The organism is Herbidospora sakaeratensis, from assembly GCF_001570525.1.
Taxonomy (GTDB): domain Bacteria; phylum Actinomycetota; class Actinomycetes; order Streptosporangiales; family Streptosporangiaceae; genus Herbidospora; species Herbidospora sakaeratensis.
The window spans coordinates 219,770-240,188 of sequence record NZ_BBXC01000008.1 but is presented as its reverse complement, the minus strand read 5'-3'; the positions used below and the strand labels follow the sequence as shown (position 1 = coordinate 240,188).

The 20,419-nt window shown below is 71.4% G+C and carries 16 protein-coding genes; 9 read left to right on the top strand and 7 right to left on the bottom strand.

The window, feature by feature from the left end:
* Positions 1 to 13: 13 nt before the first annotated feature.
* Entirely contained in the window at positions 14 to 2,095 is a 2,082-nt protein-coding gene (locus tag AW271_RS06910; RefSeq protein ID WP_245652970.1) for a thiamine pyrophosphate-dependent enzyme, read from the bottom strand.
* 317 nt (positions 2,096 to 2,412) lie between these two features.
* Between AW271_RS06910 and AW271_RS06905 the strand changes: the two genes are divergently transcribed.
* Positions 2,413 to 3,471, top strand: a complete 1,059-nt coding sequence (locus AW271_RS06905; protein ID WP_062333709.1) for a hypothetical protein — start codon at positions 2,413 to 2,415, stop codon at positions 3,469 to 3,471.
* A gap of 49 nt (positions 3,472 to 3,520) precedes the next feature.
* Here the strand turns inward: AW271_RS06905 and AW271_RS06900 are convergent, their stop codons facing one another.
* The 4 genes from AW271_RS06900 to AW271_RS06885 all read right to left on the bottom strand — a co-directional run bounded on the left by AW271_RS06900 (position 3,521) and on the right by AW271_RS06885 (position 7,007).
* Positions 3,521 to 4,378 carry an ABC transporter permease gene (locus tag AW271_RS06900; RefSeq protein WP_062333707.1) on the bottom strand — a complete coding sequence of 286 codons (858 nt, stop codon included), beginning with the start codon at positions 4,376 to 4,378 and terminating at the stop codon, positions 3,521 to 3,523.
* The gene (locus tag AW271_RS06895; RefSeq protein WP_062333705.1) at positions 4,375 to 5,343 is read right to left on the bottom strand and encodes an ATP-binding cassette domain-containing protein; all 969 of its coding nucleotides are present in this window, start codon (positions 5,341 to 5,343) and stop codon (positions 4,375 to 4,377) included. Before AW271_RS06895 ends, AW271_RS06900 begins: the two co-directional genes overlap by 4 nt.
* A complete protein-coding gene (locus tag AW271_RS06890) occupies positions 5,340 to 5,828 on the bottom strand; it encodes a PadR family transcriptional regulator (protein WP_062333702.1) in 489 nt (162 codons plus the stop codon). Before AW271_RS06890 ends, AW271_RS06895 begins: the two co-directional genes overlap by 4 nt.
* Before the next feature lie 66 nt (positions 5,829 to 5,894).
* Complete coding sequence (locus AW271_RS06885) at positions 5,895 to 7,007, bottom strand: magnesium and cobalt transport protein CorA (protein WP_245652969.1); 1,113 nt, start codon at positions 7,005 to 7,007, stop codon at positions 5,895 to 5,897.
* Positions 7,008 to 7,141: 134 nt separating this feature from the next.
* Here AW271_RS06885 and AW271_RS06880 point away from each other — a divergent pair, with 134 nt between their 5' ends.
* Positions 7,142 to 7,783, top strand: a complete 642-nt coding sequence (locus AW271_RS06880) for a M50 family metallopeptidase (RefSeq protein WP_245652968.1) — start codon at positions 7,142 to 7,144, stop codon at positions 7,781 to 7,783.
* Here AW271_RS06880 and AW271_RS06875 read toward each other — a convergent pair.
* A complete protein-coding gene (locus tag AW271_RS06875) occupies positions 7,765 to 8,685 on the bottom strand; it encodes a winged helix DNA-binding domain-containing protein (protein WP_083976246.1) in 921 nt (306 codons plus the stop codon). The two genes, AW271_RS06880 and AW271_RS06875, sit on opposite strands and share 19 nt — an antisense overlap.
* 52 nt (positions 8,686 to 8,737) lie before the next feature.
* Between AW271_RS06875 and AW271_RS06870 the strand changes: the two genes are divergently transcribed.
* From AW271_RS06870 to AW271_RS06860, 3 genes are all read left to right on the top strand, one after another.
* The gene (locus AW271_RS06870) at positions 8,738 to 9,934 is read left to right on the top strand and encodes a hypothetical protein (protein ID WP_245652967.1); all 1,197 of its coding nucleotides are present in this window, start codon (positions 8,738 to 8,740) and stop codon (positions 9,932 to 9,934) included.
* On the top strand, positions 9,927 to 11,078 hold the full coding sequence (locus tag AW271_RS42215) for a hypothetical protein (protein WP_245652966.1): 1,152 nt from the start codon (positions 9,927 to 9,929) through the stop codon (positions 11,076 to 11,078). Before AW271_RS06870 ends, AW271_RS42215 begins: the two co-directional genes overlap by 8 nt.
* A gap of 226 nt (positions 11,079 to 11,304) precedes the next feature.
* Entirely contained in the window at positions 11,305 to 14,259 is a 2,955-nt protein-coding gene (locus AW271_RS06860; RefSeq protein WP_245652965.1) for a coiled-coil domain-containing protein, read from the top strand.
* 36 nt (positions 14,260 to 14,295) lie between these two features.
* Here AW271_RS06860 and AW271_RS06855 read toward each other — a convergent pair whose 3' ends face one another.
* On the bottom strand, positions 14,296 to 14,868 hold the full coding sequence (locus AW271_RS06855; RefSeq protein WP_062333691.1) for an SACE_7040 family transcriptional regulator: 573 nt from the start codon (positions 14,866 to 14,868) through the stop codon (positions 14,296 to 14,298).
* A gap of 27 nt (positions 14,869 to 14,895) precedes the next feature.
* Here AW271_RS06855 and AW271_RS06850 point away from each other — a divergent pair, with 27 nt between their 5' ends.
* From AW271_RS06850 to AW271_RS06835, 4 genes are read left to right on the top strand one after another with little or no spacing between them, the layout of a single operon-like run.
* On the top strand, positions 14,896 to 16,503 hold the full coding sequence (locus tag AW271_RS06850) for a carboxyl transferase domain-containing protein (protein ID WP_062333688.1): 1,608 nt from the start codon (positions 14,896 to 14,898) through the stop codon (positions 16,501 to 16,503).
* A 5-nt stretch (positions 16,504 to 16,508) separates the two neighbouring features.
* Positions 16,509 to 18,311, top strand: coding sequence for an acetyl/propionyl/methylcrotonyl-CoA carboxylase subunit alpha (locus AW271_RS06845; RefSeq protein WP_062333686.1), 1,803 nt, complete (start codon positions 16,509 to 16,511; stop codon positions 18,309 to 18,311).
* The gene (locus AW271_RS06840) at positions 18,308 to 19,213 is read left to right on the top strand and encodes a hydroxymethylglutaryl-CoA lyase (protein WP_062333684.1); all 906 of its coding nucleotides are present in this window, start codon (positions 18,308 to 18,310) and stop codon (positions 19,211 to 19,213) included. Before AW271_RS06845 ends, AW271_RS06840 begins: the two co-directional genes overlap by 4 nt.
* Before the next feature lie 2 nt (positions 19,214 to 19,215).
* Positions 19,216 to 20,367: an acyl-CoA dehydrogenase family protein gene (locus tag AW271_RS06835; protein WP_062333682.1), complete on the top strand. Its 1,152-nt coding sequence runs from the start codon at positions 19,216 to 19,218 to the stop codon at positions 20,365 to 20,367.
* The last annotated feature ends 52 nt before the right edge of the window (positions 20,368 to 20,419 follow it).

Here is a 20,419-nt window from a genome sequence, read left to right as displayed (position 1 = left end):
GCCCGCGGGCCGGTCAGGAGAGGAGTTTGTGCGCCGCGTGTTCGATCTCCTGCTCGCTCAGCAGCACCTGCTCCGAGGCCGCGCCCAGCGGCACGAAGCTGTCCTGTGACGTCACCCGGGCGATGCGGCCGGTGAAGCCGTTGTCGATCAGCGCCGTCACGATCGCCTCCGAGACGCCGCCCGTGCGGCGGGTCTCGTCGGCGATCAGCACGTTGCCGGTCAGTTCCGCCGAGCGCATCAGGTCGTCGATCGGCAGCGGAGACAACCAGCGCAGGTCGAGGACGCGGCAGCTCTTGTCCTCCTGGGTCAGCCGGACCGCCGCGCGCAGGCTCATCCGGAGGCCGTTGCCGAAGGTCACGATCGTCAGGTCGCGGCCGTCGCCGTAGGAGCGGGCGCGGCCCACCGGGACATGGGTCTCCGTCCACCGCGACGGCGGGGCGTAGGGGGCCAGCCAGCCGTTGTCGCCCTCGTCGAACAGGTCACGCGTGTGGTAGAGCGCGATCGGTTCGAGGAAGACGCAGACCGTGCCCTGGGCACGGGCGGTGGCCAGGCAGGTGCGGAGCATCGCGGCGGCGTCGTCGGGGCGGGCGGGGGCGGCGATCACCAGGCCGGGGATGTCGCGGAGGGCGGCGACGGAGTTGTCGTTGTGGAAGTGCCCGCCGAAGCCCTTCTGGTAGGACAGGCCCGGCACGCGGACGACCAGCGGGTTCCGGTACGCGCCCTGGGAGAAGAAGCTCAGCGACGACGCCTCGCCGCGGATCTGGTCGAGGGCGTTGTGCAGGTAGGCCAGGTACTGGATCTCGGGGACCGGGGTCAGGCCGGAGACGCCCGAACCCAGGGCCAGGCCGAGGATCGCCTGTTCGTCGAGGAGGGTGTCGAAGACGCGCTCGGTGCCGAACTGGCGGACCAGGCCGCGGGTGACGCCGTAGACGCCGCCCTTGCGGGCGACGTCCTCGCCGAAGACGATCAGGCCGGGGTCGTCGAGCATCTGGTCGGCGAGGGTGCGGTTGATCGCCTGGGCCAGGGTGAGGCGGCCCTCGTCTTCGGGGAGGGTGCGGAACAGCTCCTCGCGGCCCTTCGGGGGGCGGGCCGACTCCACCGCGACACGCTGCGGGTCGCGCGGGGAGATGGGGGCCATGATCTCGCGGGCGCTGGTCAGCTTCGGCCGGCGGCCGGCCTCGGCCGCGAGCTTGAGCACGTGGTCGCGCTCGGCCTCGTACCGGGAGAGGAGGCCGTCGGGGGTCTCCAGGCCCGCCTCGACCAGGAGCCGGGCGGTCGCCACGAGCGGGTCGTGCGCCAGGTCGGCGGCGATCTCGCGGCGGGTGCGGTAGCCGATCTCGACGTCGGAGCCCGCGTGGCCCATCAGGCGGACCGTCTTCAGGTGGAGGTAGGCGGGGGACCGGGTCTCGCGGACGTGGGCGGCGGCCTTGCGCGCGGCCGCGTAGGTCTCGGCGACGTCGGAGCCGTCGGCGGTGAAGTACTCGATCAGCGACTGCCGCGACGCCTCGACCCAGCCGGGAGGGGTGCGCACGCTGATGCCGATGCCGTTGTCCTCGCAGACGAACAGGACCGGCAGCGACAGGCCCCGGTAGGCGCCGTAGGCGGCCGTGTTGAAGCCCGACAGGGCGCTCGCGTGGTTGACCGACGCGTCGCCGAAGCTGCAGACCGCGATGGCGTCGGCCTCCCACGGGCCGGACGCGCCGAGCTGGCGGCCCCGTTCGATGGCGAACGCCACGCCGACCGCGCGCGGCAGGTGGCTGGCGATCGTGGACGTCTGCGGGATCACCGCCAGGGACGGATGCCCGAAGACCTTGTGCCGCCCGCCCGCGATCGGCTCCTCGACCGAGGCGGCCAGGCCGAGCAGGATGTCGCGCAGCCCTTCGTTGGCGACCCGGCCCGCCTGCGACGACCGGGCCAGGTAGAAGGCCCCCGACCGGTAGTGGAGCAGCGCCGGGTCGGTCGCCCGCACGGCCAGGGCGACGGCCGCGTCGCCCTCGTGGCCGGCCGAGCCGATCGTGTAGTAGCCCAGGTCGTTCTCGCGCATCCAGCGCGCGGCCACATCGCAGAGGCGGCTGGCCAGCTGGGCGTCGTACACCTTTCTGGCCTGTCTGCCGGTCAGTGGTGAACCGGGACGGACTGGACGCTCCGGGTCTCCCTTCTCAGCCGGGGGGCGAAGCGCCCCGACGACCTCGGCGAAATGCGTCTCAACAGTGTCCCGCGCCACATGCCCGATTATGTCGTCACCTCGTGCGTGCCGTCCTGCCCCTTGCGCAGTCCGGCCGGATTTGACAAGTTTTCATCACAACATGTCAGGAGATCAAACCATTCCGCCGCAAAAGCCGTCTACTAGAAAGGCAAAAGCGCGGCACCCTCACGTCGCGTTCGACACACCCGGGGAAGGAAAGAACCCGCATGTTGAAACGCATCAGCGCCGTGATTCTCGCGGCTGCCGTGGCGTCGGTGGGATTAGTCACCGGCACCGCGGCGAACGCCTCCACGGCGGAGAAGCCGACCGTGTCCGACATCACGATCAACCCCAGTCCCGTGGTCGTGACCAGCCGTGACAAGGTCACCGCGACGTTCTCCTTCATCGCGGGGAACATCGCCACGGACGTGTCGGCGACGATCACGCCCAAGGGCGGCGCCGCGGTGCCGCTCAAGCTCGAGAAGGCCGACGTCCCGACCATCACCACCAGCAAGAAGTACGTCGGGACCTACCAGTTCGGCCGTGGCGACGCCGCCGGCGACTGGACGCTCGCGATCAAGGCGAGCAACCCCTCCGGCGCCACCGAAGCCTCCAAGGGCTTCCACGTCGTCCAGGTCTGGTCGACCGACATCGTCAGGTTCGGCGCCGGCCCCGAGCCGGCCAAGTTCGGCTCCGCGCTGACCGTGTCGGGCCGGCTGCTCATCTTCGGTTCGAAGGGCCCCGACGGCCTCAAGGACCAGCGGGTCAAGATCCTGTTCAAGGAGAAGGGCTCCTGGCGCTGGAGGACCGTCGCCTGGGACCGCACCAACTGGCGCGGTGACTTCGCGGTCCGCGTCAAGGCCCTGAAGTCGGGCTGGTGGAAGGCCGAGTACGACGGCGTCAAGGGCTTCACCCACGGTTCGAGCAGCGACAGTGACCAGGTCACCGTCTTCCGCCCGAGGCCGCCGAAGCCCGACGCCGCCAGCCGGCTGGTCGACTTCAACGCCTCCCCCGAACCGGTGAAGAAGGGCAAGAAGCTCTCCCTCGTCGGCGAGCTGCAGACCTGGGACCACGGTCGCTGGGACGGCTACGAGGGCAAGGTCAGCGTCTGGTTCAAGGCGAAGCACGGCAAGTGGACCTACGTCAAGACCGCCTGGACCGACGGCTCCGGCGAGTTCTCGACCACGGCCACGGCCAAGAAGTCGGGTGACTGGCGCGTCGTCTTCGCGGGCGACAAGGACACCAAGCCCAGCACCGGCAAGTCCGACTGGGTGCTCGTCAAGTAACACCAGCAGGTGAGAATGCCCGGGACACCCCACGCGTCCCGGGCATTCTCTATTCGGTACGCCGGAACCGCGCGATCGCGAGCTGGAGCAGCACGAACCCGATCACCGCCACGACGACCAGCTCGAACCAGACCGGCAGCCGCCAGCCGAACCACATGATGCCGGGGTTCAGCAGGGCCATGACCTGGGGTTCCACGGTCAGGTGGGCGAAGACGGCCTCGCGCATCGGGTCGACCGCGTAGGTCAGCGGGTTGATCACCGTCAGGACGTGCAGCCAGGCCGGCAGGTTGGCCAGGGGGTACATCGCGCCCGACAGGAAGATCATCGGCATGATCGCCATCTGCATGATGCCGAAGAACGTCTGCATGTTCTTCATCCCGGCGGCCAGCAGCGTGCCGAACGCGGTGATCGTGAACGCCGCCAGCAGCATCTCGGCCAGCAGGGTGAGGATCAGGACGGGGTCGTACGGCACCCCGACCAGCCCGGCCATGGCCAGGATGATCACGCCCTGCGCGGTGGCCACGAGCGCCCCGCCCAGGCACTTGCCGAGCACGATCGCGCCCCGGCTGACCGGTGCGACCAGCATCTCGCGCAGGAACCCGAACTCGCGGTCCCACACGATCGACGCGGCCGAGAACATGGCCGTCGTGATCACCGTCATGGCGAGCACGCCGGGGTAGATGAACGTGCGGTAGTCCAGGCCCGGGATGGCGGTCCGGACGATCGAGCCCAGACCCGTGCCGAGGACGAAGAGGAACAGGATCGGCTGGGCCAGCGACGACACCAGCCGCGTGTGGTCGTTGACGAACCGCAGCATCTCCCGGCGCAGCACGACCTTCACGGCGCGCACGTCGTGGGCCAGGCCGCCCGTGGGCAGCCGTACCGCGGCGATCTCGGTCGCCGTCATCGGCGCAACCTCGCTCTCATCATCTGGTTCATCCCGCCCGACTCCTCGGCGTCGCGGATCGTCGAGCCGGTGTAGTTCATGAACACGTCGTCGAGCGTGGGCCGGTGCACGCTGACCCCGGTGATCGGCAGCCCGAGTTCGGCGAACAGTCTCGGCACGAACTCCTCTCCTGAGGCCACCGCGAAGGTCACCGCGCCGTCGTGGACGCCGGCGTCGAGGTCGAACCGTTCCTTCAGGGCCGCGATGGCGGCCTGGTCGTCGGTGGTGTGGATCTGCACCCGGTCCTTGCCGACGCTGGCCTTCAGCGCCTCGGGGGAGTCGATGACGACGATCTCACCGTGGTCGATGATCGCGATGCGGTCGCAGTACTCGGCCTCGTCCATGTAGTGGGTGGTCATGAAGATCGTGATGTCCTCGGTCCGGCGCAGCTCGTTGATGTAGCCCCAGATGGCCGAGCGGGTCTGCGGGTCGAGCCCGACCGTGGGCTCGTCGAGGAACAACACGCGGGGGGAGTGCAGCAGCCCGCGGGCGATCTCCAGGCGGCGCTTCATGCCGCCGGAGAAGGTCTGCACCTTGTTGTCGCGGCGGTCCCACAGGGCCACCATCTCCATGACCTGCTTGAGCCGGTCGTGCACGACCGCCTTGGGCACGCCGTAGAGCTCGGCGTGGAAGCGGAGGTTCTGCTCGGCGGTGAGGTAGGAGTCGAGCGTGGGGTCCTGGAAGACCAGGCCGATGTTGCGGCGGACCTCGTCGCGCTCCCTGACGACGTCGTGCCCGGCCACCCGGGCCGATCCGCCGGTGGGGTTGATCAGGGTGCAGAGCATGCTGATCGTGGTCGACTTGCCGGCGCCGTTGGGGCCGAGGAAGCCGAACACCTCGCCGTGCGCGACCTCGAAACTGATGCCCTTGACCGCGTCGACCTTGCCGTAGGACTTCTCCAGCCCGGTGACCTCGACGGCGTTCATCGATCTCCGTCCTCGTCGTCGTCACCGGCCAGGATGCGGAACATCTCGCGGCGGGTGCTCGTGAGCAGCTTCTTCGTCTGGGCCACCTGCTCGTCGGTGGCGACGTGGGTGAGGTGGATGAACGCCTCGGCGAGCTGACCCCAGAGCAGCCGCATCTCGTGGCGGTCCTCGGTCATCCCCTGGGCCACCTCGGTCCAGGGTTCGGGTCCGGTACGGCTGCCGGCGGCCGCCCGGCCGTCGTCGGTCAGCCGGTAGACGCGGGCGCCGGCCGACTCCCCGGCCGTGACCAGGCCCTCGTCCTCCAGCTGCTGGAGGGAGGGATAGACCGAACCGGGGGAGGGCCGCCAGAGCCCGCCGCTGCGGCGGGCGATCTCCTCGATCATCTGGTGGCCGTTGCGGGGCTCCTCGGCGAGCAGCGCGAGCAGCGCCGCGCGGACGTTGCCGCGCCTGATCTGCAGGAGCGACGGTATGGGGGGAGCGGGCATGACTCAACCTCCGACTATCTAGATATTCTCAAAGATATATCTCGATAGTCGGAGGTGTCGACGCATTTACAACCAGTCGCGGCGTTTGAACACGACGTACAGCGTCAGGCAGACACACCCCATGAGCAGCACCGCGAACGGGTAGCCGAACGCCCAGTGCAGCTCGGGCATGTGGTCGAAGTTCATCCCGTAGATCGTGCCGACCAGGGTGGGGGCGAACAGGATGGCCGCCCACGCGGAGATCTTCTTGACCTCGTCGCCCTGGGCGATGCTGGCGCCGGTGAGCTTGGTCATCTCCTCGTTCTGGGCCTGGCTGACCAGGGTGGAGTTGACGATCAGGATGTCCTGGAGCATCTGCCGGAACCCGGCCACCCGCTCGGTCACGGTGATCGCGTGGTCGGCCACGTCGCGCAGGTAGCTCTGCAGCTCCTCGTCGACGCCGAACTTCGGGGCGTGCTGGATGAAGCCGTCGAGCATCTGGGTGAGCGGCAGGGTGGCCCGCTGGAACTCGATGACCTCGCGCGACAACTCGTAGATGCGCCGGGGGGCCGCCGGGTCGCCGCCGAAGACCTGCACCTCGATCTCGTCGATGTCGTTCTGCAGGCCGGCGACCACGGGGGCGTAGGCGTCGACGACGGCGTCGAGGATGGCGTACAAGACCGCCTGCGGGCCCTGGCGGAGCAGGTCGGGGTCGTTCTCCATGCGCTTGCGGACCAGCGACAGGTCGGGGGCCTCGCTGTGGCGGACGGTGATCACGAAGTCGGGGCCGAGGAAGATGTGCAGCTCGCCGAAGGCGACCTCCTCCTCGGCGTCGAGGTAGTTGGCCGCCCGCAGCACCATGAACAGGGTGTCGCCGTACCGGTCGGCCTTGGGCCGCTGGTGGGCCACGATGGCGTCCTCGATGGCGAGGTCGTGCAGCCCGAACTCCTCGGCGACCTTGAGCAGTTCGGTGTCCTCGGGGCGATAGAGGCCTATCCACGCCATCGACCCCGGGTTGGCGCGCAGTGAGGCGAACGCGCCCGCGAGGGACAGGGGTGAGTCGATCCGGTGCCCGTTCAGATAGATCGCGTTGTCGATGACGCTCTGTCTGACCAGCGCGTCTTCAGGCTTACGGGGGTCCATCGACGCCTCGGGGGAGGCGTCTCGTCTCATCCAGGTCCGCATTCGCAGCTTTGCCACAGAGTGACGTTATCCCTCCATACCCGGATCAATCCTCTGAGGCGCCGAAGCCCCTAGGCTTCCTCTCGGGAGGTGGCCCCCTGAAAGCCCTCTGGAACCAGCTCATCGACACCCATCCGGCGCCGCCGCTGTGGGTGATCGCCGTCGCGGGCGTCGTGGCCTTCGGCATCGTGGCCTATCCGCAGACCTGGCATCTGTCGCGCGGCCTGATCACGATCGCCCACGAGGGCGGGCACGCCCTGATGGCGGTGCTGACCCGGCGCAAGCTGCGTGGCATCCGGCTCCACTCCGACACCTCGGGGGTGACGCTGACGCGCGGCCGGCCGACCGGCCCGGGCATGGTGCTGACGGCGGCGGCCGGCTACATCGCCCCCTCGCTCGTCGGGCTGGGCGCCGCGTGGCTGACCGACGCCGGGCACGTGACGCTGCTGCTGTGGCTGGTGCTCGTGCTGCTCACCTGCATGCTCCTGCTGATCAGGAACGTGTTCGGGGTGGTCTCGCTGCTGGCGGTCGGCGGCGCGGTGTTCTGCGTGTCGTGGCTGGCGACGCCCGACGTGCAGGGCGTGGTGGCCTACGGCGCGGCCTGGTTCCTCATGCTCGGCGGGGTGCGGCCCATCCTCGAACTCCAGCGCAAGCGGCGGCGCGGGCGGGCTCCCGACTCCGACGCCGACCAGCTCGCCCGGCTCACGCGGGTCCCCGGCGCATTATGGGTGTTTCTGTTTTTCGTGGTGTCAGTGGTGGCATTGGGATACGGCGGCTATTTGCTGGTGATGTGAAGGAAATTCGCGATGTCCGCGAATTCCTCATCGGCTCGAATTTCGCGATCATTTCCACCGAGCGACCACGTTGCGACGATCTTCCCGTCCTTGACAACGGCCGGGCGGATCATTCCCCCGCCCGGCACGATCGTCGCCGTTGGAACGGTCATCGGGGCACGTTCCTTCCAGCCGAGCAGAAACTCATCGAAGGCGGGCACCAGCCGGGTGCCTTCCCACGGCTCTTTCTCCGGTACGTCCTGATGCGCCCGCCGCGCCTCTTTCAGGCTCACCCCCGACCAGTAGGCGAGGTCCTCGGGCGTGGCCGGGGCGTGCGCCCGTGCGTAGCGCGTCCCGAGCTCCTTGAGAGCCTTGTCCCGATCGGGCTCGAAGGCGATCGGCGCGCCCAGCCAGTCGGCGGCGTGCACGTAGGTCGCCTTGCCGCCCTTGTCGGGCCCGAGCACCAGCCGCCCCCGCTCGGCCGCCAGCGCGGCCAGATGGATGATCGCCTGCCCCTCGGCCCGCAGCCGCTCGCCGAGCTCGGCCTTGGTGAGCGGGCCCTGCCCGTAGGTGGCCTTCTCGACCCGCCCGGCCAGGTCGTCGCCGGTGACGCCGAGCTGCGTGAGACGCCGGGCGATGGTGGCCGTCGAGGGCCGGGTGAGGGAGAGCAGCCAGGGCAGGTCGTCGGCGGCGATCAGGTGCAGCGTGCCGCGCGGCCCCCAGGCGCGGACGATCTCCTTGGCCCGGATGGCCTGTTCGACATCCGCTCTGGTGAACCCGGTGCCCCGGGCGCGCAGCGCCAGCGCCGCCGCCTTCGAATCCTGCGCCTGTACGGCCAGGAGCGCGCGCACCAGCTCCGGCACGGTCGTGCGGGGCCGGTCGAACAACTGCGCGGCGGCCCGTCTCGGCCATGGATCGTTCACGGAACGATCCTAGGAACACGGAATGTCGGAGGGGTGCCCTACGGTGGGGCGCGTGCTACCCGAGACGCTCGACTCGGCGCTGTCCGACGAGGCGGTGCTGGTCACCTACCGCCGCATGTTCGCCGCGCTGGCCCGCGACAGCGGCGCCGTCGTCGACGACCCCGCCCTGGTCGACATCGCCGAGACCCTGTTCGCGGCGTTCGCCGAGGCGGGCGAGGAGTGGCTGACCCACGAGCAGATGCGCCACGCGTGCCGCGCCCATCCGGTCGAGCAGTTCGAGAACCGGCTCCGCGTGCTGCGCGGCCTCGGCGCGATCCGCGAGGTGTTCCCCAAGCCCAACCAGCTGCGCTACCGGGCGTCGTTCACCTCCGTCGTCGGCCTGATGTTCATCCGCCGCATGATGGACGACGGCGGCCAGAGCGAGATGCACCGCCTGCTCGCCCTCGAAGACCTCACGGTCGCCGGCCCCCGCACCACGATGGAACAGGCCCGCCGCTCGGCCGACATGCTGGCCCGCGCCTTCCGCCTGTGGGCCCTCGAACTCGTGACCCTGACCACCGGCACCATCGAGGAACTGCGCGAACAGGCCCCCAAGTTGTGGGGCACCGAGGAGATCGCCCGCCGGGCCCAGAGCCTGCACACCACGATCCTCACCCGCTGGCCCGACCTCGACCGCGTCTGCACCGACCTCCGCTCGGCCATCTACGCCTACAGCGACGCCTCCCGCCGCGCCGCCGGCCGCCTGGCCGACTCGGCCGGCACCACCCGCAACCTGACCCTGCTCCCGGCCGAGACCTGGCGCACCTTCGCCCAGACGGCCACCAGAGAACGCCTCGCCGCCGTCCTCGACGGCTTCGTCTTCGACGCCGCGGCGCCGTGGCACGACCCGGGCGCGATCGTCCGCGCGGTCGACGAGGCCCCCCGCCCGGTCCCGGTCCGTCCCGCGCCCCCACGCTCGGCCCTGCCCGACGAGGGCGCGTCGTCGTCCCTGGCGGCGAACGCCCCCGGCCGGTTCACCGAGACGGCCGAATCACTGCTCGGCGACCGAGACGCGGTGGCGCTGGAGGAGGTGCTGCGGGGCGACTGGTCGACCATTCGCCGCGTGCTGGCCGACCTGGCCTCGGCCGACCTGCATCCGGAGGCGCCCTACCGGCTGGCCTGGTCCGACACCTTGTCGGCCGACCCGTCGGGGCACCCGAGCTGGTTGTCCCACGGCCGGCTGGAGCGCACGGATGGGTTCCATGGGTGAGGCGCATGCCGAGGCGCGGTCGTCCGGGCTCGTGGCGCTGAGTGGGCCGGTGCCGCCGGGGTTCGTCCGGGTCGGTGAGGTCGGGGTGCCCGTGTGGCCCGACGGGGCGTCGCCCTCGTTGCTGGAGGAGTACCAGATCGCCGCCGCGCCCGTGGAACGGGCGGGGGAGACCCGGCGGGTGCTGGCCTGCTGCCTGCGCATGTGCTGGGCCGACCTCGACGCCGAGCCGTGGCCGGGGGTGTGGGCGGCGGTCGACGACGTGCTCGCCTGCTACCGCACGATGGTCGGCCGCACCGACGACTCGGTGCGCAGCTGGGCCGTGGGCGCGCTGCGGCGGCTCCACGACACCGGCTGGATCGTGCTCTCGGGGTTCGGCACGCTCCGGCTCGGGCCGCGCTGCGTGCTCTGGACCGCCGACGGCCACGTCCAGCTGCGGGAGCTGATGCGGCGCATCGCCGCGCCCGTGCCGTCGGGCGAGGTGACGCCCGTCGTCGAGGCGCGCGACGAGGGGCCCGACGAGTTCGGCGACCTGCTCGGGGCGTTCGACGAGCGGCGGCGGGCCGAGCTGGTGGCCGCGTTCGTGGCGGTCGAGACGGCGGCCGAGCCGGTCCACGAGGCGCGCTTCGCCGCGCTGCGCGACCCGGCGCTGCGGCGGGCGCTGATGGAGATGCTGGCTCGCCGGGGCCGGGTGCTGCAGCAGCGGCGCGACGCGTGGATCTCCGGCTACACCGACGCCTACCGGGTCACCTCCCTGCCCGAGGCCGAGCGCGCGGTGCTGGCGCTCGTGCTGGTCCACTCGGTGGCGATCCCCCGGGCGGAGGGCCTGCTGGGCGAGGACACCTGGTTGTCGCAGTATCCGGTCGCGACCGAGGAACTGCGCCGCCGCACCCTGCTGCCGATCGGCGAACTGGAGGCCGCGCTGCGCTCGCTCCGGCAGGCGGGCCTGATCGCCCAGCAGAAGACCAATGAAGAGGGCGCGGGCGGCTACGTGCCGGGCCCGCAGTTCCACCGGCTGACCCGGGCGGCGCGGGCGCGGCTGCAGGAGGAACTCATCCTCGCGGCCGGCCCGCAGACGCCACTGGCCGTGGCCATCCGGGCCAAACGCCGCCGCCACGAGCCGGCGACGCCGGACGGGGAAACATGATGCGCGGTGTTCTGGCCGTTGGAGGGCCACGTGCCGGCGGCTCTGGCCGAGGAAGCACGGTGCTCGGTCTTCCAGCTGGTGCAGCGCCGCGGTCAGTCGCGTGGAGCTTCCGGCAGGGCGGTCAGGGAGAGTGCTCGCCGGCGGCGCGGGTCGCGGGCAGGTGGGCTTCTCGTGCCGGGTGCGGGTCGCAGGGATGTCTTCGGGTTCGGTTCGGGAAGGGCATGGGATGACTGAGGTCGTCGATCTGAGCGGAGACAAGCCGGGGGAGCCGGGGGCCTCCGGGTTGTTCCAGGTCGTCGTGCCGATCGATGACGTGCGGCCGGTTCGGGCGGCGCAGGACAACGTCGTCGGCGACCGGGTGCTGGTCGCGGTGCAGGCCGTGAACATCTCGCGGCTTTCGACCCACACCGTGCCGATCGTGCCGGGCACGCTCGTCGTCGTCGCGGGGGCCGGGCCGAAGGACTCCAACGGGGCCGGGAAGTCGTCGTTCATCGCCGCGATCACGGCGCTGCTCGGTGACGAGCAGTGGCGGTTCGCCTCGGGGGCGAAGGCCGTCTCCGAGTTGTTGTTCAACGCCGAGCTGGCCGCCCACGGCGACCAGCAGTGGGCCAGCGCCGACCACGGTTACATCGTCGGCGTCTTCGACGTGCCGTCGGCGGGGGTGCCGGTGACCGTGTGGGTGCGGGTCAACCAGGAGGCGCCGCACCTGGAGGTGCGGTGGGCCGAGGGGGTCCACCTGGCGACGGCCGCCTCCGAGGCCGAGCGGGTCACCCATGCCGACGTCATCTGGGCGGGGCTGCCCAAGAGCGCGGGGCGGCGCGACGTCGTCGCGCGCGACCTGACCCGCGTGCTCTATGGCGACCGGGTCCGGTGCGTGTCGTTCCTCTCCACGTCGGTACGCAGCAAGGTCGCCACCAACCTGCTCTCCCAGCCCCTCAACGAGATCTCGCCCGACCGCATCTTCGAGGCCATCGCCGCCCTGACCGGCCTCGACGCCGAGCTCGACCAGGAACGCGAGGCCCGCCGCGACGAACACGCCAAACGCGTCAGGGCCGAAGACGCCCAGCGCCGCCTGGCCGACTTCGAAGACGAGTCGCGCCACCTGCTGGCCGCCTTCGACCGCCGCGACAAGGCCCGCGAACGCCTGGCCGACGCCCTGAAACACTGGCGCGGCCGCCTGGCCCGCCGGGTCGCCGACGCCGCCGAGGCCGAGGGCGCCCTGGCCGCGCAACGCGCCGAGTTCGACGCCGCCGCCGAGACGGCCGAAGGGGCCATCGCCGAGGTCAAGGCCGAGATCGCGGCCCTGCGCGACGACTCCCTCGACCGCGCGCTGGCCACCGCCCGCCGCGAACTGGCCGCCACCCAGGCGAGCGCCGCCCGCGTCGAGGCCGAACGCGCGGTTGCCCAGAACACCGCCGACCAGCTCCGCACCCAGATCCCGGCCCTGGAGGAACAGCGCCGCAGGGCCGACGGCCGCGATCCGTCCCAGGCCCGCGCCGAACTGGCCGAGGCCCGCACGGTCCACGCCGAGGCGCTCAAGGCCCTGGGCGTCGCCGACCGCGAACACGAGACCGCCCAAGCCGCCCTGCGCGACGCCGAGAACGGCCCGGCCGCCGCCCAGCTCACCGCGCTGGGCCTGGCGGGCATCCCCGGCGCCGGCCTCCTCGACGCCCTCGACGTGGCGGAGCAGGCCGGCGTCACCGAAGGCGCGCGCGACGCCGTGGTGGTCGACGCCGCCGGCATGGACGCCGCCACGAAGGCTCTGGCCGCCTTCCCCGGTTCCGTCGTGGTCTCCTCGTCCGGGGTGGCCGTGGTCGGGATCGCCGAGGCGCAGGTCACCGGGCGGGACGCCCGCGTCAAGGCCGCCGCCAAGCGGGTCGAGCGGGCCGTCGCCGCGCAGGAGGCCGCCGCGTCGGCCGTGCGGAGGGCCGAAGACGGCGTGGCCGCGGCCGAGCGCCGGGTCGAAGGGGCCGAGGCCGCCGACCGGCTGGCGGAGCTCGCCACCCGGCTCGACGCCCAGCGCGAGCGCCTCACCGAGTTGACCGCCGCCGCCGGGGAGCTCACCCCGGCGCTCGACGCCGCCGAGGAGCAGGTCGGCGCGCTCGACTTCCGGGCCCGCACCCGTGACGTCGAGGCCGACCGCCTGGAGGGCCGCCGGCACGCCCTGACCGCGCGCCGCGACGAGGCCCGCGCCGGCGCCGCCCGCATCGAGGCCCAGCGAACCGGGCTCGGGCTCGACCAGCTGGTCAGAGACTGGGGCGGCACCGTCGAGGGCGCGCAGGAGTGGCTCGCCGCCGACGAGCTGACCGCCGACGAGTGGTGGCGGGCCGCCGAACGCCACCTCGACGCCGCCCTGCGCGGCACCTTCGACGACGGCGACGAGATGCCCGAGGAGCTCGTCTACCTCATCGCCGCCCGCAAGGACGGCCGCGCGGCCGAGGAACTGGCCACCTTCCAGGCGGTGTGCAACGCGCTCGGCTCCTATCTGCGCGCCCAGGAGGAGTACGAACGCCACCAGCGCCGCCAGATCGAGAGCCAGATCACCACCCGCCGCCGCGACCTGGCCGCCGCCACCCGGGGCGCCGAGGAGGCCGCCCAGTCGACGGCCGTGCACCGCGCGACCCTCACCGAGGCGATCCGGGCCCGCCTGACCCGGGTGGCCGAGGAGTTCGACCGGCTCGACACCGGCTACGGCGGCTACGGCGCGGCTCTCGACTTCCCCGTCCCCGCGGCCCCGGCCGACCCGGAGCAGCGCTGGTCGTGGCGGGTGGTGCCGAAGTGGAAACGCGGCGAGGGGCAGGGCTACGTGCCCTACAACCGCCGGGCCAACACGGCGCTGATGGACGAGAAGGCGGTCAAGCTGGTCTGCGCGGCGGCCATCGCGTCGAGCGGCGGCAAGCACCTGACGCTGGTCCTCGACGAGCTCGGCCGCAACCTCGGCAAGGAGCACCGCCGCGAGGCGGTCGCGCTGTTCCGGCGCATCGGCGAGACCTACGGCATCACCGTGATCGGCGCGCTCCAGGACGACATGGAGCCCTACGCCATCGACGCCTGCGGCCAGTACGTGAAGCTGCGAAGGTCGTCCGACGCGATGGCCTACAACGAGCCGCCCATCATCATCGCCCACGACAAGCACGCCGACCGGGTGCGGATGCTGGCCGACTTCGTGACCCGCACGTAAGAAATCTACTTTGTAAAGGCGTTGGCCCGGCGCACGTTAACGGCCGCTAACAGCAGCCCGCAACGACGCCAGGGCCATGGCCTCCAGCACGGCCGCCATCTCGGCCCGCCCCAGCTCTCCGACGCTCCGGGGCGTCGAGTTCAGCAGCCCGAACACGGCGTGCACCGCGGCCCGCACCCGGGCCGCCGCGCACCCCGGATGGAGGTCGCGCACCACCCCGACCCACTCCTCGACGTAGAGCCGCTGGAGCCGTCTGACGGCCCGCCGGTCGGCCTCGGGCACGTTGTGCAGCTCCCGCTCGTGCACGCGGATCAGCTCGGGATGCCCAAGAGCGAACTCGATGTGCCCTCTGAGCAGCACGTTCAGCGCCTCGGCGGGATCCAGCGCGGCGGCGGTGGCACCGGCGGACGAGAGCCGGCCCGAGATGTCGAGCAGGATCTCGGTCAGCAGCGCCTCCTTGCCCCGGAAGTGGCGATAGAGGGCCGGCCCCGACACCCCAACGGCCGCGCCGATCTCCTCGATGGAGACCCCGTGGAAGCCGCGCTCGGCGAAGAGGGCCGCCGCGGCGTCGAGGATCTCGGCCCGCCTGTTCCGGGTAGGTGTGGTCACAAGCCCCCATGGTAGACGTCAATGTTAATGGCGACTAACGTGAGGCGCGGAGAATGCGAAGGAGGTGGCCGACAGGTGTGGCCGGTGCTGTCCAGTTCGGGTGATCCGGGCGGGGCGTCGTACAAGAAGAACGCCGAGGTCAACGAGCGGCTCGTCGCCGAGTTGCGCGAGCGGCTCGACACGGCCGCCAAGGGCGGGCCCGAGCGGTCGCGGGTCCGGCACGTCGAGCGCGGCAAGCTCCTCCCCAGAGACCGGGTCGACACGCTGCTCGACCCGGGCGCGCGGTTCCTGGAGCTTTCGCCGCTCGCGGCGACGGGGCTCTACGGCGACGACGCCCCGGCGGCGGGCATCATCACCGGCGTCGGCAGGGTCAGCGGGCGCGAGGTCGTGGTCGTCGCCAACGACGCGACGGTCAAGGGCGGCACCTACTATCCGATGACCGTCAAGAAGCACCTGCGCGCACAGGAGGTCGCCCTCGACAACCGGCTGCCGTGCGTCTACCTGGTCGACTCCGGCGGCGCGTTCCTGCCGAAGCAGGATGAGGTCTTCCCCGACCGGGAGCACTTCGGCCGCATCTTCTACAACCAGGCGACCATGTCCGCGAAGGGCATCCCGCAGGTCGCGGCGGTCCTCGGGTCGTGCACGGCCGGGGGCGCCTACGTCCCGGCGATGAGCGACGAGGCGGTGATCGTCCGCAACCAGGGCACGATCTTCCTCGGCGGGCCGCCCCTGGTGAAGGCCGCCACGGGCGAGGAGGTGACCGCCGAGGAGCTGGGCGGGGGAGAGGTGCACTCGCGGATCAGCGGGGTCACCGACCACCTGGCCGACGACGACGCCCACGCGCTGCGCATCGTCCGCGACATCGTGGCCACCTTCGCACCCGCGACGAAGGCGTGGCGGCGCACCGAGAGCGAGGCGCCGAAGTACGACGTCCACGAGCTCTACGGCCTGGTGCCGCCCGACCCGCGCACCCCCTATGACGTGCGCGAGGTCATCGCCCGCATCGCCGACGGCAGCCGGTTCCTGGAGTTCAAGCAGGAGTACGGCCCGACCCTCGTCACCGGGTTCGCCCGCATCCACGGTCATCCGGTGGGGATCGTGGCCAACAACGGCATCCTGTTCGCCGAGTCGGCGCTCAAGGGCGCCCACTTCATCGAGCTCTGCGACCGGCGCGAGATCCCGCTCGTGTTCCTGCAGAACATCAGCGGGTTCATGGTCGGCAAGGCGTACGAGCAGGGCGGCATCGCCAAGCATGGCGCGAAGATGGTCACCGCCGTGGCCTGCGCGCGGGTGCCGAAGCTGACCGTGGTCGTCGGCGGCTCGTTCGGGGCCGGCAACTACGCGATGGCCGGGCGGGCCTACTCGCCGCGCTTCCTGTGGATGTGGCCGAACGCCCGCATCTCGGTCATGGGCGGCGAACAGGCCGCGACCGTGTTGTCGATGGTCGGCGACGCCGATCCCGAGGCGATCCGGGCCCAGTACGAATCGCAGGGCAACCCCTACTACTCGACCGCGCGCCTGTGGGACGACGGCGTCATCGACCCCGCCGACACCCGGACCGTCCTCGGCCTGGCCCTCGGGGCCTGCGCGAACGCGCCGCTGGAGCCGGTCGGCTACGGCGTCTTCCGGATGTGAGGCCCATGTTCGACACCGTTCTGGTCGCCAACCGGGGCGAGATCGCCCTCCGGGTCTTCCGGACGCTGCGCCGTCTGGGCATCCGGTCGGTGGCCGTGCACACCGAGGGCGACACCGCCCATGCCGTTCACGCCGACCTGGCGGTGAAGATCGGGAGCTACCTCGACGCCTCCGAAGTGGTCGAGGCGGCCCGCCGCACAGGCGCCCAGGCCGTCCACCCCGGCTACGGTTTCCTCTCCGAGAACACCCGCTTCTCGCAGGTGTGCGCCGACCACGGCATCGTGTTCGTCGGCCCGCCCGCCGCCGCGATCGAGGCGATGGGCGACAAGATCCGGGCCAAGGAGACGGTCGCCGCCGCGGGTGTCCCGGTCGTGCCGGGCGCGTCGGCGAACCTGGCCGACTTCCGTGACTTCCCCGCGCTGATCAAGCCGTCGGCCGGCGGCGGGGGCAAGGGCATGGTGCTGGTGCGCACCAAGGAGGAGCTGCCCGACGCGCTGGCCTCGGCCGCGCGCACCGCGCTCGCCGCCTTCGGCGACGACACCCTTCTCATCGAGCGGTACGTCGAGAGCCCCCGCCACATCGAGATCCAGGTGCTGGCCGACGCCCACGGCGCCATCGTCCACCTGGGCGAACGCGAGTGCAGCCTGCAGCGCCGGCACCAGAAGATCATCGAGGAGGCCCCCTCGCCGCTGCTCGACGAGGCCACCCGCGCCAAGATGGGCGCGGCGGCCGTGGAGGCGGCGCGCAGCGTCGGCTACGTCAACGCGGGCACCATCGAGTTCATCGTCCACGGCACGACCGGCGAGTTCTTCTTCATGGAGATGAACACCCGCCTCCAGGTCGAACACCCGGTGACCGAACTCGTCACCGGTCTCGACCTGGTCGAGCTCCAGCTCCGGGTCGCGGCGGGGGAGCCGCTGCCGCTCACCCAGGACGACGTGCGCCTCGACGGGCACGCCGTCGAGGCCCGCGTCTACGCCGAAGACCCGGCCCGGGGTTTCCTCCCGAGCACGGGCACGATCCTTCGCTATGAGACGCCCGACGTGCGGTTCGACTCGGGCATCGCCGAGGGCGTGGTGGTCGGCACCGGCTACGACCCCATGCTGGCCAAGGCCGTCGCGTGGGCCCCCACGCGGACCGAGGCGCTGGCCCGGCTGGAGACCGCGCTGAGAGACACGGTCATCCTCGGGGTGACCACCAATCTGGCCTTCCTGCAGAGGTTGCTGCGCAACGACAAGGTCCGGCAGGGGGCGCTCGACACCGGGCTCGTCGAGCGCGAGCTCGATCCGGCCGAGCCGGAGGTCCCCGGGCACGTCCTCGCCGAGGCCGCGCGCCTGTTCGCGCCGGTGGCGGCCTCCGACGACCCGTGGGACGTGCCCGACGGCTGGCGGCTGGGCCGGCACCGGCCGCCGGTCGCGCTGCTGGAGGTCGGCGGCGAGATCGTCGAGGCGCCCGAAGACGACGGGGTGACCCGGCGGTTCACGTCCGCCCGCGACGGCGACACCCTGTGGCTGCACGCCGAAGGGCGGACGTACAAGATCACCAGGCATGAGCCGATCGAGGAGCGGTCGGCCGCAGCCCAGGCGGGTGACGGCGCGGTGCGCAGTCCCATGCCGGGCACCGTCCTGGTGGTGAAGGCGGCGCAGGGCGACCGGGTGACCGAGGGGCAGCCGCTGCTGATCGTGGAGGCCATGAAGATGGAGCACACGGTCACGGCGCCCATCGGCGGGACCGTCAGCCTCCGCGTGCGGGCGGGGCAGCAGGTGTCCCTCGACGAGGTGCTCGCGGTCGTGGAGGCGGCGCAATGACGTACAAGATCGAGAATCTGCCCGACGAGGTCACGATCTACGAGGTCGGGCCGCGCGACGGGCTGCAGAACGAGAAGACGATCGTGCCGGTCGAGGTCAAGGCCGAGTTCGTCGCCCGGCTCGGGGCGGCGGGCCTGAAGGTCATCGAGACGACCAGCTTCGTCCACCCCAAGTGGGTGCCGCAGCTCGCCGACGCCGAGGAGCTGCTGAGGGCCGTCCACAAGAAGGACCAGGTGCGTTATCCGGTGCTGGTGCCGAACGAGCGCGGGCTCGACCGCGCGCTCGAACTCGGCTGCACCGAGATCGCGATCTTCGGCAGCGCGACCGAGACCTTCGCCCAGCGCAACCTCAACCGGTCGCTGAAGACCCAGTTCGACATGTTCGCCCCGGTGGTGCGGCGGGCGCGGGAGAACGGGCTGACGGTCCGCGCCTACGTGTCGATGTGCTTCGGCGACCCCTGGGAGGGGCCGGTGCCGATCGGCCAGGTCGTCGACGTCGGCAGCCGGCTGCTCGACCTCGGCTGCGCCGAGTTGTCGCTGGGCGACACGATCGGCGTGGCCACCGCCGGGCACGTCGGCGCGCTGCTGGACGCCTTCCCCCGGGAGCGGCCGCTCGCGGTCCACTTCCACGACACCTACGGCCAGGCGCTGGCCAACGTCGTCGAGGCGCTGCGCCACGGCATCACCGTGATCGACGCCAGCGCGGGCGGCATCGGCGGCTGCCCCTACGCCAAGTCGGCCACCGGCAACCTCGCCACCGAGGACCTGGTCTGGTTGCTCGACGGCCTCGGCGTGCGCCACGGCGTCGACCTCCACCAGTTGGCCGCCACCAGCCACTGGCTCGCCGGGAAGCTCGGCCGCCCCAGCCCCAGCGCGGTGGTCCGCGCCCTCACGAAGGAGTGAGAATGCTCTCCGAAGACCACGAAGACCTGCGCAAGACCGTCGAGGCGTTCGCCCGCGACGAGGTCGCCCCGGTCATCGGCGACCTGTACGAGAAGGGCGAGTTCCCCTACGACATCGTCCGCAAGATGGGCGCGATGGGCCTGTTCGGCCTGCCCATCCCCGAGGAGCACGGCGGCATGGGCGGCGACTACTTCGCCCTGTGCCTGGCGCTCGAAGAACTGGCGCGGGCCGACTCCAGCGTCGCGATCACCCTGGAGGCCGCCGTCTCGCTGGGCGCGATGCCGCTGCACCGCTTCGGCACCCCCGAGCAGAAGGCCGAGTGGTTGCCGAAGCTGGCGGCCGGCGAGCTGCTGGGCGCGTTCGGGCTGACCGAGCCCGGCGGCGGCTCCGACGTGCCCGGCGGCATGCGGACCACCGCCGTCCTCGACGGCGGCGAGTGGGTGATCAACGGGTCGAAGGCGTTCATCACCAACTCCGGCACCGCGATCACCGGCTTCATCGGGGTCGCCGCCATCACCGGGCGGCGCGCCGACGGCAAACCGGAGATCTCCACGATCATCGTCCCGGCGGGCACGCCCGGCCTGGGGGTGTCGGAGAAGTACTCCAAGGTCGGGTGGTCGTCCAGCGACACCCGGGAGTTGTCGTTCACCGACTGCCGGGTCCCGGCGGCCAACCTCCTCGGGGAGCGCGGCCGGGGCTACGCCCAGTTCCTGCAGACCCTCGACGAGGGCCGGATCGCCATCGCCGCCCTGTCGGTCGGCCTGGCCCAGGGCTGCGTCGACGAGTCGGTGCGCTACGTCGCCGAGCGGCACGCCTTCGGCCACCCCATCGGCCACTACCAGGCGATGCAGTTCAAGGTGGCCGACATGGAGGTCCGCGCCCACACCGCCCGGCTGGCCTACTACCACGCGGCCGACCGGATGTTGCGCGGCCTGCCGTTCAAGAAGGAGGCCGCCATCGCCAAGCTGGTCGCCTCGAACGCCGCGATGGACAACGCGCGCGACGCCACCCAGATCTTCGGCGGCTACGGCTTCATGAACGAGTACCCCGTCGGCCGCTTCTACCGCGATGCCAAGATTCTGGAGATCGGTGAGGGCACGAGCGAGATCCAGCGGCTCCTCATCGCCCGTGAACTGGGCCTCGGAGGGCTCTGACCACGATTAATTAATCCTTAGAAACCCGATCAAGCGTGCGGGTCCGCTCCCG